The sequence below is a fragment of the Blautia sp. 2227st1_G12_2227SCRN_220401 genome (genome assembly GCF_039062885.1).
Taxonomy (GTDB): Bacteria; Bacillota; Clostridia; order Lachnospirales; family Lachnospiraceae; genus Blautia_A; species Blautia_A fusiformis.
Genome location: NZ_JBCLNI010000033.1, coordinates 1 through 15,630 on the forward strand (window position 1 = coordinate 1; position 15,630 = coordinate 15,630).

The window sequence follows — 15,630 nt, forward strand, 5'->3', positions numbered from 1 at the left end:
CACGATCTCTCCTACTGCTGCGCTGATCGTCACCGTCACATCCATAATTGCACCAAGTCCTGTCAGCATAATATCTGCCCAGAATATATCTGCTGAATTGCCTGTACTTCCAAGGTATTCCAGATTGGAATAATCCAGATCTCCGTACATATAAATAGAAAATTCAAACAATGTCATGATCAGAAACAGAACACACAGTGTTGAAAGAACTGAGGAAAATGTTTTTCTATGAATTCCATTTAAGCAGATCAATGTAGTCAGTGAAAAAAGAACTGCGATGACATTACAGATATTTAAAATATTTTTGCCTTCTGTAAAAGCCTGAAATCCATACGCAAATATGACTGTATTCAGTATCAGTGATATGATCGTGTAAAATCCCTGCTTTCCTGTAATGCAGATCAGAAGAAAAAATAATCCTCCTGCCAGTAATGCCAGATACCCATCCCTTTTTACAGAACGTATCGTTTTTCCGGGGCTTTCCTTTGAACCGCTTAAAAGAACGGTGTCTCCTTTATGATATTTCTTGGTCTGAACCTGAGAAGATGTATATTCATTAGAGACCGTTATTTTTTCCCCTTTATGCGAACCGTTTAATATCCGTGCCGTAATATTCTGAGTATAATAATATTCTTTTGAGCCCCTGGTTCCTTCTCTGCTCAGAGTCTGTTTTTCTGTTACGGAACATATTTTTGCCAGCGGTGTATGATAAAATCGGGAATTACAGCAGGTAAACAGAACAAAAATAATATATATGCCGGCTAAAAGATATTTTTTGTGAAATATGCAGGATTTCATTAACTTCATTCCCCCTGTAGAAATATTGCAATTGTAAACGCACTGACCGGTTGCTTTTTATCGAAGTAACATTCTACGCTTTTTGAAAGTATTGGTCAATATAAGGTATACAAAAAAACAGCAGCAGAACCGTTTTCACAGTTCTGCTGCCCCCATAATTATTTTAACAAATACCTAACTCCAAAAAAGCCATTATTTACAAAGCGCAGAAAATGCATCTGCAACAAACTGAACCTTGGTTCCGATAATAACCTGTACAGAAGTTTTTCCAGGTTTGATCACGCCTGCAACACCTGCAGATTTGATCACCTTATCATTTACAGCTGTAATATCCTTAACCTCAAGTCTCAGTCTTGTGATGCAGTTATCGATGCTTGTGATGTTCTCTTTTCCGCCACAGCCTTCAAGGATCTTTGCGGCAATAGCAGTATAGTCATCATTTGCAAGCTCAATATTCTTCTCTGCCTCAAGATCATCATCGTCTTCTCTTCCCGGAGTCTTCAGATCAAATTTCTTGATGGCAAAAAGGAATACAACATAGAATACAATGAATGCTGCAATTCCAAGAGGAAGGATGAGCCATGTTTTCTGTGCTGCCGGAAGTGAGGATGAGAAAAGTAAATCCATCGCACCGGCGGAGAAGCTGAAGCCTGCACGGAAGCCAAGAGCAACTGTGATCATGGTAAAGATACCGTAAAGTAATGCATAGATCACATAGAGGCCAGGAGCAAGGAACATAAATCCAAACTCGAACGGCTCAGTTACACCACAGATAAATGCACAGATCGCTGCAGATGCAACAAGACCGATGGCAACTTTTTCTTTGCAGGTTTCGCACATCTTACCATTGCAAGTGCTGCACCAGGAATACCAAACATCATACATGGGAAGAATCCGGACATGTACATTCCAAGGCTCCAGGATACATCTGCAGAGGTTTCACCTGCCCAGAAGTGCTGAAGATCACCAAGTCCGATGGTGTCAAACCAGAATACATTGTTCAGTGCGTGATGTAATCCGGTAGGGATCAGCAGACGGTTCAGGAATGCATAGATACCTGCACCAACAACATCCATACCTGCAACTGCTTTTCCTAATGCTACAAGTGCACTGAAAAGTAATGGCCACACAAACAGTAATACAGCAGATACGATAATGGAAACCACTCCTGCGATGATCGCTACGCAGCGCTTGCCGCTGAAGAATGACAACCAGTCAGGAAGCTTGGTGCTCTTGAATTTGTTATAGCATGTAGATCCGATGATACCGGCAAGGATTCCGATAAAAGGATTCGCAATTTTGTCAAATGCAAGAGTTTTTGTTGCATTGTCTGCGATTGATGGCATGATGGTTGTAACAAATCCTGTAGAAAGAAGTGTTGTGAGCATCAGCCAGGATGCAAGTGCAGCAATTCCGCCGGTTCCGTCATTCTTTTCTGACATACCGACACCAACACCGATAGCAAAAAGGATTGCCATGTTGTCGATCAGAGCTCCGCCTGCCTTAACCAGAAACAGACCGATCAGATTGGCTGCGCCATGAATGTCTCCACCCTGCATAGTTGCCGGACATAACCAGTATCCGATACCCATGAGGATACCACAGATCGGCAGTACTGCCACCGGAAGCATTAACGCTTTTCCCAGTTTTTGAAGAAATTTCATATATTTCCCCTCCCTTAAAATAAATATATTTGACCGGATCACTCCGGTTATAACACCCCGAAAATTGCTACTATCTCCGGGCTGCTATAAGCCTGTCAGCTGCATGAAGATGATCATGAAAGCTTGAGGACGGCTTCATCCGCCGAAACATCCCCCTCCTTCTGGAGGCTTATCTTTCCGTAATCATCTGTGTTGCAGATCAGAACCGGGATAATCGTGTTTAAACCGGCTTTCTCAATTTTGTCCAGATCAGCCTCTATCAGAAGATCACCCTTTTTAACCTTGTCACCTGCTGCAACGTGGGCTTTAAAGGGTTCGCCCTTAAGTGTGACTGTATCCAGTCCGATATGTATCAGTATTTCTGCTCCCTGAGTGCTTGTCAGCGTAACTGCATGAAGCGTATCAAATACCATTGCCACCTCACCGTCCGCCGGAGCATATATCCTGCCGTCTGCCGGGATCACGGCAAAACCGTCACCCAGTACCTTATCCGCAAAGACAGGGTCCGGAACCTCCGCAAGGGGAACCACTCTACCCTTGCAGGGTGCATAGATTAAATTTCCTTTATCTTTTCCTTTAAAAAATTTCAGCATATTCTCTTCCTCCCGTTATTTCACCACTTCTTCCGGTATTGATATCCGCGATGTCGATTTGTAAATATGTCTATATATTTTTTATCCGTTCCGGGTTTATATTATATATTTCGTATAATTTTCATTTTTTGATTTTTAGGCATGTGTATATATTAACCATTATTTTCGGTTTTGTCCACATTTTTATCGGTATTTTTCAAAAAAATAAGCTGTAGCACATTAACGCGACAGCTTATGTGAGAATATTCAGTTTACTTCAGCAGTTCTTTTTCTTTCATATTCGTTGTCACCTGAAACTCTCCGTTGATCCGTTGGATCTCGTATACCAGGGGATTATTTCTGGCCCAGCCGGGATCTTTTTCTGCCTGCCGGTTCCAGCTGTACCAGGCGCGGACAAAGCCTTCGTGGATGGTAGATTCCGCTTCCTGGCGGGCCTGGACCGCATCCTGATAATCCACAAAAGTTCCGATATAAAATCGTTTCCCCTTGAATCCGATGGTAGCACGGTATTTTCCATTCCGCAGCTGATAGACGCCACGGAATCCGCTGGTATTATCACTGCGGTGCTTTCTTTTTTCCAGCATCTCCACACAGGTTCCATCTACCATATGCAGCTGCCCGGGAAGCTCCTTCCATATTTCCTGCCTCAGACAGCCACAGCTTCTGTAATTACCATGAAGGAGACCGTCCTCTGTCACATCCACCTCATTTCCGCAGTCACACCGACAGTGCCAGAACACAGAGCCCTTTTTACTCCTTTTATCTGTATGATAGAGAGCAGTCAGCCGCCCGAAACGCTGCCCGCTGATGTCGGTGATCCCGCGTCCTCTGACATAATGGCCACAACCACAGCTGGTACATTTTCCGGCTTTCAGGCTGTGCGCAGTGGAAATATGCATATTCCCGCAGTCACAGCGGCATTCCCACCTGGTCCTGCCATTTTTACTTTCCAGTTTTTTTACCGCCACAAGTTTCCCGAAACGCCGGCCTGTAAGGTCTTCTGCCACCGGTCCTCTCCTGGAACTGTTTTCTGGAATACATCCACAGTCCTTTACAGTCCCACGCATCAGATGTCTGGTATTTACTTTTATCTCATTTCCACAATCACATCTGCACAGCCATACAACATACCTGTTTTCCCGCTCATCCAGTTTTTTCAGTACCGTCAGATGACCAAATCTCTGACCTTCCAGTTTAAGTCCGTTTGCCATCCTCTGTCCCTCACATTTCGTCAAAAAAAGCGATGCGGTAGAAATTTTTCCTGCCGCACCGCTGTCCGGATCCTGTTATTTATCCGTTTTCTTTTTTCTTCTGACAAATACTGCTGCCAGTAATACCACGCATCCGGAAACGCAGATCACTGCGATCCATTTTGCAATGTTTGTGTTATCTCCTGTTTTTGGCATAGCTTTTACATGACTGGAACCTGTATTTCCTGTATAGGAAGAAGTTCCGGAAGCAGGCAGATTGCTGTCAGGTTTTACCGGCGTGTTCGTTATGGTCGCTGCCGGAGTTCTGGTCGGCACTGCAGTCGGAGTTTTTTCCGGAAGTGGTGTCGGTGTATTTTCCGGTACAGGTGTCGGCGTATCCACAGGATCGTAGGAATTCACAAAGCCGATATCCTGTTTCTCGCTGTTCATCTGTGCATCGGTATGTGCAGCCACAACTGCTTCCAGATCACCGGACTCTCCGTTCGTTACTGTTACTTTCACATAATAAACGGTATTGTCATAATGTCCGTTTTCCAGCTTTCCAGGCTGCTGGGAAACGCTGTAAGTGTATACGCCAGGAACAGCATATTCCACTGCAGGAAATTCTGCTTTCCCCGCACCTGTGATCGTGATCGTATTTTCTTCCGGCATAGGGGCTTCGTCCTCACCCTGAAGAATGATCGTATAAGTTTCGTCCGGAGATGGCTTCTCACCTGACAATTCCACGCTGACAGGAATCTTTACTTCCGCAACTCCAGCTGCCATAGCTGAAATCGGAAAAACTGTCAGGCACAGAACCGCAAGCAGGAGCACTGCCGGAAATTTTCGTATATTCGTCTTCATCCCCTCCTTACGTCTCCGGCGAATAAGGTTTCATTACCGCCAGAAGAACTGTTCTTGCATCTGTAAATTCCGAAGAGCAGGTTGACATTGCCAGTATCTGGGAAAAATCTTCGGACTTTCCAATGTTATCCATCGTCTGCTGATGGACATGTTCCGCGTTTTTTCTGACAAAATCCACAAGCCCGCTGGTGTCCGCCTGCCATTTTCCCGATGCAAAAATAGAATCCTCAGATGCGGAAACCTGCATACATGCAAATATTTCCAGCTTGTAGGAACGGTCAGGCAGGATCAATGTACCTGTGGTGTTTTTGTCAAAAAATTTCTTTTTTCTGTAAAGATCCAGATCTCCGAACATCTTGTGCTCTGCCATGTGATGACCATACAGGAGAGAATATTTCCCCTGAAAATTCCTGTCACAGCCGGAATCCAGAAAGATGCTTCCTGACAAAGCAAAATCACCGTATACATCGGTATTGATGTAAGTCAGGTTATCTTCTCCCTGAAGGATCGGATAGTCGATCTTTGTATGATCCAGTGTGATCCATCCACAAACGTCCGGATTGATCTTTCGGAGTTCTTCAAAAGAAGCGCCTCCGTCTTTCTGTTCCGGGTCGGGCTTCAGTTTTAAGAGCTGTGACTGAATGTCGTCCACAGCGCCATAGACCTGTGCGTTATCCCAGAGTGCATACCCGGAATACGCCGCCGCCAGGATCAGAAACAATGCTACAACGGCAGTGACCAGAGAGTTGGCTGCTTTCAGAAAAAACTTAGATGCGTTCATACTGCCTCCTCTCTGCTGCCTGGATGATCATTAGTCTTCGTATTTACGTCTTCTGGTGATGAATGCTGCACCTGCGATTACGATCACGCCTGCGAATACGAGGATGTATGGGAGAGTTGTGAGGTTGACGCCGGTGTCGATGTCGCCACCTTTGTTGTTAGTAATTGTCACATTCTGAGAAGTTTTATTAACTGTTTTATTAGTATTTGTATACGTATACACTGGGGCGTTATAACCACCTTTAGCTTTAGTATAATCTGCCTCAGTTACATCATATGTCACACCAAATGGTAAATTTGTGAAAGTAATTGTCTGGTCATGTTTCAGGTTGATTTCTGCTGTTGCTATATTATTTTCCCAATCACTTGCTTTGATAGTATTTGTTGCCTCTCCAACTTTATAAGAAATATCACTGGACATTGTCTTTCCTGTATTATTTTTTAAAGTTACTGTTACAGTGAAAAATTTATTTTTATCACCAAGATTACCAGTTACAACTTTTTTTACAGGTAAAGAATTTGCTGAATACGTATTTTCAAATGCATTCTGACCTTCTGTAAGTTTTCTACTTTCGTTACTGGATATATTTTTATAAACAGTAACATATCTGTCGAAACCATCTCCTGACTTATTATTAACAACAGTGACTTTCAGTGTAACCGTTTTTTCATCGTATGTTACACCCAGAGTATTACCCTTAGTTTCTGCAACTGTATAATAATAAATTCCTACACTATTATAATTTGGAAGTTCAATGGTAAAAGTTTTCTCCTTACCCTCTACTGTTGCTTCACCCTCCGTATATTCTGTCGTATAGGCAACAACTTTAGGCATCGGCATATTATCTTTTGTAGTATTGCTGGCTGCATCTGTAACATTAGCTGCTGTTACAGTGTAGTTAAAAGTTTCTGCCGGGGATTTCATATCAGCTACTTCCAGCTTATAACTTTTTGTTAATGTAACAGAATCTACAGGTGTTTTCGTTTCAGCTTCTGCAGTTTCTGCCGCAAATGCCGTACTTCCCATGGTAAACATGGTGGCTGCTGCGATCAAACATGCTAACAGTTTCTTTGTCTTTTTCATAAGAAAATCCTCCTAGAAATATAAATTTATTTATAAGCTCATAAAAAGCAGCTTATACATTTGTTGTTATGTTCTCTCAGAAATGGGAGAACAATTACTTTTTTACAGTTCTCTTCTTCGAAGTATAGTGATTACTTTTGCTTTCACATTCTCTATGGAGATGGGGCCGAATTCACGGCTGTCTTTTGCATGGGTTCGGTAGTCTCCCAGAATAAATACACTGCCTTCCGGAACTGTGTAGGGATATGTGATCCCTTCCTTTGCATATGTAGGAAATGCAATTTCTCCTGTCTGGGCTGTTCCGTTTACAAGAAGCGTTCCTGTGTCATCCATTGTGATCACGTCGGTTTCGCATCCCAGGATACGCCCTACATGAGTTTTGCCGCCGGCTTCATACACGACAACATCTTCTTTTTCAAGATTCTGTTCCAGCCGATAACCGATAAGAAGATCTCCGGCTTCCACTGCCGGGAACATTTCATTATCCGGTGCCTGGCCTATAAGAAAGACCTGTGTAAACAGCAGCCAGCCAACGGCCACGATCAACACGACCCGCCACAAAAGGCGGATGTAGCCTTCCTTTATTTCTGTAGAATATCTTCTTTTCCGGATTGTCTGAGAACAGGTTTGATCTTTTTCAGCACGCATCACCTCCGCACCTCTTCTCTGGAACTATATCCTGTGAACAGATCAGACATTTGTATCCTGTCCGGTAGTCCCTCTTTCAGCAAGTTCCTTATATTTGCGAATCATGGCATCACAGCTTTTCTGATGGTCAGCGATCAGTGCATCGTACCGTGCACGTTCTGCACTTAAGGATGTTTCATAAATCTGATTCAGCTCTTCCAGCTTTTTCCAGAGATGAATTTCATCCACTCCGCCAAACAGCACTTTCCGAAACCTGACCGTCCGGAACCACTCCTTCAGCTTTTCGTGCTCATGATTTAACGCCTCTGTTTGTGGAAACCGCTCTGCTCCAGCATTGCGGCTTCCTTTCTTCCCTGACTGTTTCTTCTTCATCATAACCGCCTTCAATTCCAACGCTTCCTGCGCCTGAATAACAGCACACCTGCTCCGGCAGCTACGATACCTAACGCCAGAATGTATGGTGTTGTATTGAGATCCAGCCCAGTGTCCGGGATTGCGTCTTTGTTGTTGGTAAAGGTAACTTCGTGAGAAACATCATTATCCCTTCTTGAAATAGATGTTATTTTCGCCTCTCTATTATTCGAAACAGAAGGGTTATCGTCTATTGTATAGGAAGGCGTATATCTATCGTTGCTATAATAATCATCTTCTGTGATCGTTACGGTTGCTCCAACTGGAACCTGTGTCAGTCTTGTTGTCTGCTTATCTGACAGTGTAATTGTCGTTGAACCTGTATACTGTGTCTCACCGATTTTAAATGGAAGATTAGTATTTCCATTTACTACAGAAATTATAAAGTTGAACTTTTTACTCTTATCTCCCATATTTCCAGTTACATTTTTTTTGATATCTACTGACGTATAAAGCGGTGCGTAGTGAGCATAAAAATTTACGGTACCATCTGCTAATTCTGTTTCATTTGGAGAATATGGCCACTTTTCATTTGAAATTTTTGAGTTGTTATCATTCCCGTTGGGATCTTTTTCCGGATACCAGCCATCCAGAATATACGTTATTCCATCAATTTCTCGAGTGGAACCAATTTGAACTATACTTGTCTTATTAACTGAACTATCCTTTTTATAATTTGCTGCATCAACTAATTTATAATCATTGCTTTCCGGTTCCTTCACCCAAAATTTAGCCGCAAAAACTTTTGAGCACTTAATGTTGATTGTACAGTCAATGTGATAATATTGATTTTCTGTAGTACTGTTATCCCGAGAGATTTTAAATGGTACTAAAGTAATTTCTGTTACATCATCTTCCGTTAAATCAGTTACTTGTAATTTCTCTCTTACATTCTTTTTATACGCCTCCCAAATAGAATCCAAAATGTAATTAAAATATGTTTTATTATCTACCTTTATTTCATTATCTGTTCTTCTAACTGTCCATGATGAACTCGTTGTCCCATCTGGCCATTTAGTAATATAATTACTCACATTACTTACAACATTTTTATTATTTTTCCAGGTTGCATTAGTTACATCGATTTCTCCCAATAGCTTACTCTGATCGGATTCCGGACTCCAATAATCTGTATCATTACTTCCCGGCACGCCATCCGGTGAAGACAAATAATAAATTGCTGCTTTCGTTTCCGTTGGTACTGTTGTTGGTTTTGGTGCCGTTGTTGGCCATAGCCATTTAGCCGACTGCACTTCCATCTCCACATCCTGGACCTCGTCTGCTGATGCATCTGCATCTTCCGCCGGTGTTGCAGCTGGTTCTTCGGGCTGTTCGGTGACTGTCGGCTCCTCCGGCTGTTCTGTCACGGTTGGATCTGCGGGCTGTTCGTTATCTTCGCCAGGCTCTACGGATGGCTCTTCCGGCTGCTCCGGATCATCAGATGGAGCTTCTATAACATCTGTCGGTTCCTCTGTATTTTCATCTCCGGTTGTCACCACAGGTTCTTCTAGTTGCGATCCATCCACCGACTGATCATTTTCCGCTTCTGCGGCTGTCAGCTCTTCTGCTTCCTCTGCGGATCCGGACTGTACTGTTTCAGTATTTTCATTGGCTGTTTCACTGCTAGCCTCTACCGCAAATGCTGAGATGGAAACACTGCAGATCATTGCGAACGCAATACAGACTGCGAGGATCTTCCTCCACAGACGGTGTTTTCCAGATGAATGATTATGTATCATACTTCAAACCTCCTTCTTGTATGCTATGGCAGTCAAAAACAGGCACTGCTCATTACATGTCCATGCCGGTATTTCTGCTCTTTCGCAGAGCACAATACTCTGTGAAAGATTCCCTGCGATCCGTGTAAATTCAACGGTTCTTTCTTCTCTGACGGCGGTTTTTGACGGTTTATTAAAAAACTCAGGCTCCCGGAAATTCTTTTTCCACGGTATCTGCGATCTTCAGTTTTTCCATATTTTTACGCTTCAGGTTCATAGATGAATGTACATAACATTCCAGTGTGATCCGTGTGCTGGAGTGCCCCAGGATCTCCGAAAGACTGCGGATCTCAAATCCGGCCTCCACACACCGTGTCGCAAAACTATGCCGCAAAGTATGGAAATGAACATTTTTCAGATCACAATCTTTCGTGTATTGCCTCATGCGATACTGCAGGGTTCTGGGCTCCAGGAAATACCCTGCTTTTCCGGTCAGAACATATGCTTCCGGATCATCTGCTCTCCATTTGTTACAGAGCTTTTCAATATCCTGGTTCATGGGGATCATCCTTACCGACCTTCCACTTTTAGGAACCCCGGTTATGATCCGGGTCCTTTCTTCACTTGCAGGATTGAGATTTTTCAGGCGCTGCATGGTATGACGTACAAAGATGACTTTATTTTCCAAAGAAATATCTTCCCATTTCAGAGCACATACTTCTCCGATCCGCAATCCTGTCAGCAATGCCAGCAAAACCCCAAATTTACACGGATCCATGTCCCGTAAAAGATATTCCGTAAACCTTTTCTGTTCTTCACAGGTCAGCACACGCATTTCTTTTTGGTCCTGCCTGGGGTATACGATATCCACCGATTTTGCCAGTGGATTCTGCTTTGTTGTATAATTCAGAATGGAATGCAGCACGGAAAGAATATCCCGCACTGTTTTTGGTGACAATCCTCTTTCATGGATAAGCCTGTAGCTGAATTGTTCTACAAGTATTTCTGAAATAGCCTCGGAAAAATACTGCCCGAGATCAGGCTTGATATATTTTTCCAGGATCGTTGTATATTTTACAAAAGTGGATGGTTTCACGCTGCTTCGTTTCAGATACAGCCATTCATTACAGTAATCTGCAAAGCGATTCCGTTTTCCTCTCACGGGCAGGAGCTGATCATTCATCAGCGCATAACGTGCCTGATTGACCTTATCTCTGGCTTCATGATATGTTTTTCCGTAACAGTAGCCATAGTGTATCCTTCCGTTTATCCGATGCTCCTTGATATATCTGGCTTCCCATCGTCCGTCTTTTCTTTTGTAAATGTTTTCTCCTTTTCTGCTCATTGATCTTTCCTCCTGTTATGCCGAATCTTATAGTCTGTTCACAAATAAGAGTTTTTATCCGCCGGTCTTTTATCCTCTGACGATGACACTGACGGCGAATAGTGTCCTTTTTCGGACACCGCAATATTTGCGCCCTATATTATCCGTAAAATATGGTGAAAAACCACGATAAAAAAGCCGGTTTTCAGGAACTTACGCCTTGAATTTCCAAAAAATTTATGGTATTTTTATAGAAACAGAGTATTGTGCTCTGTGAAAATTTACCAACTATAACCTAAATAAATAAGCCGTTTTTTAAGCAAAAAAACTCCCTCACATATCAGTTTTTCTGATACATGAGGGAGTTTCTGATCTTATATTTTATTTCTGTTCTTCAAGCTTTCTTTTTAACATCTGAATTTCTTTTTCCTGAGCTGCAATTTTCTCCTTTTGATTATCAATCTGCTCCTGCATCTGATCAACCATATACTTCACTGTGTTTCTGTCAAGAATCTTTAATTCCTCTGAATACATTTCCATCATCCCTTCCACATTCCGGCATATATTATATATGTGCTCGTACATGACCGTAAACTCCGGATATTTTTTTATTAATTTCACGATTACTTCCGGAGAATCCATACTCAAAAATGCCAGCCATGCATCCAGTTTATCTGTGATACCTTTATTGTGCATATTCTCACGAAAGATGTCAAGCGGAAGAAATACATATTTCTGAAGCAGATTAAGTTCCAATCCTGTATCTGATCTCTGTTGAAAAATATGGCAGTATCTATCTTTATATTTATGAAAATCTCCTGTACTTTTATCAATCAGTACAATTGTATATACACTTTTTATATCCTTATAGGAAAACTTCTCTTTTCTGGTACTTCGGGCATTTTTATATTGCCTTAATAATAGATCAGAAGAATAACATGCGCATCTTTCCCCAGGAAAAGCGTAACCTATTTTTTGCACTTCCACGTTACAATATGAACCATCATCAAATCGTACCAGAATATCCATGATCAAAAGAGACTGCTCATCTGCCAGTCTTGTAGAATCTCCTGGTAAAACTTCGATAATTTTCACCTTTCTCTGAAGCAATACTTCAAGAAAATCCTCTAATCTTTCCGGTACTGTTTCCGGATTCATAATTTCTTTAAAAAATGCATCATACAGCATTTTCACCCCCTTCACTCCCGTACAGAAATCCAGAAATTCCTCTCTCTGTTCTTCTTTCCAGCTATAAAATCTCTCTGTCAGATTTATGTTCTGCTGAATGTCCCGCAAAATCTCCTCGCGGGTTCTTATCATTGGAAAATAAGCCTTTAATTTCGTATTCAATTAATCTTCTCCTTGTCTGATAAAAAATGGAAATTCCGTTTCAGATCTGAAACATCTGTGAATGCCATACGGCTAGAATAAGTCTTATAAGATACTTATAGAATATCATATTTTTATCTTGCATCCAAGATTTTTCCTTCCTGTTGTTTCTCTGTATTTCGACACGATATTTTATGGCAATCAACCAGATACGGCGCAGACTACAAATATCCTTCTGCAAAAAAACTCCCTCACATATCAGTTTTTTCTGATACATGAGGGAGTTTCTGATTTATGACTGATCTATGACCTATTTTGCTTTATAACGGTAAACGGTTTTTACTGCTGTGCTGTCTTTACCGGTTGTCCAATCACTTTCGGAGGTTGTGGTCTGAGTCTGGAGTTTTTTGTTCTGGTACTGGTTCATGCGGTACCAGGCCTGGCCTCTGGCTCCGTGGCTTCCGTAGGCGCCGTTACATGTAGTTCCGCTGGAGCACCATACCCGACTGCCGTTTCCATTCCAGTTCAGCAGATAATAGGTAATGCTCGGGTCATCTCCATCTGCGCCGGAAGCAGCTACGGTTACCTGACTGGCTGCTACACTGTCAAAATGTACATAAGGGCCCGTCTGTGCGAAGTTTACATTCTTTCCGGTATTCGGTCCGCAGAAATGATAGTAATAATAGCCCACCAGCTGTCTGGATGCAGATGTCTCCAGTGGTCTTACAGACTCATAAACACCACCATCATTGACATAGCTGGAGGTTGTTTTCTGATAGGTGTGTTTATACTGGATCGTATATTTATCGGAAGTAATATTCTTGGGAAGCGTATCCACATAAACCCAGTTTTTAGGTTTCGCCTTGATCTTAAAGGTCTTTGTTACGGTTCCGCTGTAATTCTCCTTAAACTTCACCGTTACCTTATAAGTACCAACATTTTTTCTTCCACGAGAATATGTCACCTTGTAATTGCCGGAACTGATGGTTTTTTTATTCGCACCGGTTACTTTTACCTTCGGTGTTTTTACTTTTCCGTCATATGTATAGCTTGTGGCAGAAAGCTTTATTGTCTTCGGATAATAGATGGTTTTCTTTCCGGTCACTGCACCGCAGGAGCAAAGATACTGCACATATCCGTTCCTGGATGTAGTTGCTTTCTTCACCTGTTTTTTGTAGCTGTGTTTATGAGCTTTTCCGGTGATCTTAAAGGTTTTTGTAACGGTTCCCGAGTAATTGCCTTTAAACCGAACTGTTACCCGATAAGTTCCAACATATTTTCTTCCGGCAGAATAGGTAACTGTATAGTTGTCTGCACTGATCACCCTGTTGTTGCTGTCTGTAACCTTTACCGTTGGCTTTTTTACTTTTCCATTATAAGTATAGCTTGTTCTGGAAAGCTGTATTTTTTTCGGATAATAGATGATCTGTTTATTCTGTATACTTCCGCATCTGCACTGCTCCTGTGTATATCCGTTGGCAGTGGTGGTTGCCTTTACTGTTACTCTCTGATAGCTATGTGTATGTGTGACCGGAGCTGCCTGGACAGTGAAATTCACAGAATCCGAAAATGTATATGCATACTGTGCATGATTCACAGATGCCACCGCTACCCTGTAATTCCCCGCCGGCAATGTGCAGGACCAGCTTGTTCCATTCACTCCATACTGAACTCGCATCGGATTGGATTCTCCTGCTTTATACACATATACATCATAATATCTGGCATAGCTTGTTGCATTCCAGGAAAACGTTGTGGTCTGATTCGCTTTTCCCGGATTCACGCTCACATATGGCTTGCCCGGTACACGAACGCCCGGATAGATAAAGCCAAGCAACACCTTGTTGGAATCATAAGGGCGCCTTCCTCCGACTGCATTGGTCAGTGTATATCCATATGCAACTCCATGAGAGGATGTCTGATCTTTGTCCGTTCTTCCTCCCTCATCTACCGTAAATCTGTTGTTTCCAAGATTAGCTGTTACATAAGCAACATGTCCGTAATAATCTCCGCTCCATACAGCAATAGAACCGGGAACAGGCTCATTTCCTACTGCATAGCCCTGATTGATAGCATTTTGCCACCAGCTTACCGCATTTCCCCATGAAGGCAATGCGATTCCCTGTCTGTCATACACGCACTGCCATGCAAAACGTGTGCAGGGGATCTCGTATAAGCCATCTCGATCCACATCCTGTGTTGTAGGATAAGGATTACCTGCTGCTGTTACCGTTGCTGCCGGTACCGCACTGAAGGCAGTTACTGCGGACAGCGCAAGGACCATTAATTTTTTCAGAAGCTTCTTTTTCATAGTTTTCTCCTTTCCTGTGGTTTCATCCTTCTTACCGGATAATCCTGATCTGGCACGCCTCCATAGCTTTCAGTGCATTCTCATGACTCTCCGGTGTTACACCTGCGCAGCACGTGGCATCAACACAGATCGGCACTTCCGGAAGGGATGCTTTGATCAGCAAAGCATTGGAGATCACACAGATATCTGTGCAAAGTCCCACAAGAGTAATACTTCCGATTCCTTCATCTTCATCGATCATAGTCAATTCCCCGGCAAGATCAGTGGAGCCGAAGGTTTCTTTATCAATGGGTTCTGTTTTCCTTAAGGCGTCCAGCTCTTCCCGGATCTGCCATCCAGCTGTGCCCCGGATACAGTGAGGAACCGGAAGGTTTTTCCCTTCCTGTGTCTCCAGATAATACGTTTCATGGGTATCCCTTGTAAAAAATACCTTTCCTTCAAAATTCCGGATCTTCTCCTCCACCTTCGGAACAATGGCAGCTGCCTCCTTCGTGCCAAGTGCACCGTCGATGAAATCATTTTGCATGTCTACTACAATGAGAATGTTCTGCATGTTTGTCACCCCTTGTTTCATAATTTATTTCTGTCCGGCAAATTTATGATACCTTTATTGTGCATACTCTCACGGAAGATGTCAAGGTAAAAAGATCCAGTCAAGTGGAGATTCGCATCGGTAATTTTTTTCGGCCACTTACTGCAAACTTAGCCTTTCCTCCCAGCTATCCAGCGTAGCGCTGATAGCCCATCCAACTCCCGAGCAGCCACCCTCCCCTACCGCCCTGAAAAGCCAGCCCGCCAGGCGTGTGCTGCCTGTCACCGGACTCTGCAGGAGGGGAGCTGATTCTTGACTGGCGGAAATCTGCGTTGCTTCAAAAATTCTCACTGTCTGAGCGTCTTCAGACGCGAGTTTGAGAAT

Annotated in this window: 13 protein-coding genes and 1 pseudogene; all 14 read right to left on the reverse strand. The window is 42.8% G+C overall.

The window, feature by feature from the left end; all coding sequences use genetic code 11:
* A partial coding sequence (locus ABCM67_RS13930) for a YibE/F family protein (RefSeq protein WP_342992930.1) occupies nt 1-798 on the reverse strand: 798 nt, incomplete at its 3' end.
* Between the two features lie 192 nt (nt 799-990).
* Nucleotides 991-2,462 (reverse strand): annotated as a pseudogene (locus tag ABCM67_RS13935) (PTS transporter subunit EIIC).
* 113 nt (nt 2,463-2,575) lie between these two features.
* Nucleotides 2,576-3,055 (reverse strand): PTS glucose transporter subunit IIA, encoded by a 480-nt coding sequence (locus ABCM67_RS13940; protein WP_015526406.1) that lies wholly within the window; start codon nt 3,053-3,055, stop codon nt 2,576-2,578.
* Nucleotides 3,056-3,306: 251 nt separating this feature from the next.
* Nucleotides 3,307-4,266 carry a transcriptional regulator gene (locus tag ABCM67_RS13945; RefSeq protein WP_178818185.1) on the reverse strand — a complete coding sequence of 320 codons (960 nt, stop codon included), beginning with the start codon at nt 4,264-4,266 and terminating at the stop codon, nt 3,307-3,309.
* Nucleotides 4,267-4,341: 75 nt separating this feature from the next.
* Nucleotides 4,342-5,109, reverse strand: a complete 768-nt coding sequence (locus ABCM67_RS13950; RefSeq protein WP_342992931.1) for an FctA domain-containing protein — start codon at nt 5,107-5,109, stop codon at nt 4,342-4,344.
* 7 nt (nt 5,110-5,116) lie between these two features.
* Nucleotides 5,117-5,890, reverse strand: coding sequence for a class B sortase (gene srtB, locus ABCM67_RS13955; RefSeq protein WP_118368646.1), 774 nt, complete (start codon nt 5,888-5,890; stop codon nt 5,117-5,119).
* Nucleotides 5,891-5,920: 30 nt separating this feature from the next.
* Nucleotides 5,921-6,973, reverse strand: a complete 1,053-nt coding sequence (locus tag ABCM67_RS13960) for an FctA domain-containing protein (protein WP_342992932.1) — start codon at nt 6,971-6,973, stop codon at nt 5,921-5,923.
* A 102-nt stretch (nt 6,974-7,075) separates the two neighbouring features.
* Nucleotides 7,076-7,621 carry a signal peptidase I gene (gene lepB / locus ABCM67_RS13965; protein WP_118368648.1) on the reverse strand — a complete coding sequence of 182 codons (546 nt, stop codon included), beginning with the start codon at nt 7,619-7,621 and terminating at the stop codon, nt 7,076-7,078.
* Between the two features lie 42 nt (nt 7,622-7,663).
* Nucleotides 7,664-7,996, reverse strand: a complete 333-nt coding sequence (locus ABCM67_RS13970; protein ID WP_147417229.1) for a hypothetical protein — start codon at nt 7,994-7,996, stop codon at nt 7,664-7,666.
* A gap of 8 nt (nt 7,997-8,004) precedes the next feature.
* The gene (locus ABCM67_RS13975) at nt 8,005-9,771 is read right to left on the reverse strand and encodes a DUF5979 domain-containing protein (protein ID WP_173746533.1); all 1,767 of its coding nucleotides are present in this window, start codon (nt 9,769-9,771) and stop codon (nt 8,005-8,007) included.
* Nucleotides 9,772-9,952: 181 nt separating this feature from the next.
* Entirely contained in the window at nt 9,953-11,095 is a 1,143-nt protein-coding gene (locus ABCM67_RS13980; protein WP_195274574.1) for a site-specific integrase, read from the reverse strand.
* A gap of 360 nt (nt 11,096-11,455) precedes the next feature.
* Nucleotides 11,456-12,424, reverse strand: a complete 969-nt coding sequence (locus ABCM67_RS13985; RefSeq protein WP_114002483.1) for a PD-(D/E)XK nuclease family transposase — start codon at nt 12,422-12,424, stop codon at nt 11,456-11,458.
* Nucleotides 12,425-12,713: 289 nt separating this feature from the next.
* Nucleotides 12,714-14,714, reverse strand: a complete 2,001-nt coding sequence (locus tag ABCM67_RS13990; protein ID WP_195274575.1) for a CHAP domain-containing protein — start codon at nt 14,712-14,714, stop codon at nt 12,714-12,716.
* Between the two features lie 31 nt (nt 14,715-14,745).
* Nucleotides 14,746-15,267 (reverse strand): isochorismatase family cysteine hydrolase, encoded by a 522-nt coding sequence (locus ABCM67_RS13995; RefSeq protein WP_044960348.1) that lies wholly within the window; start codon nt 15,265-15,267, stop codon nt 14,746-14,748.
* Nucleotides 15,268-15,630 lie beyond the last annotated feature (363 nt).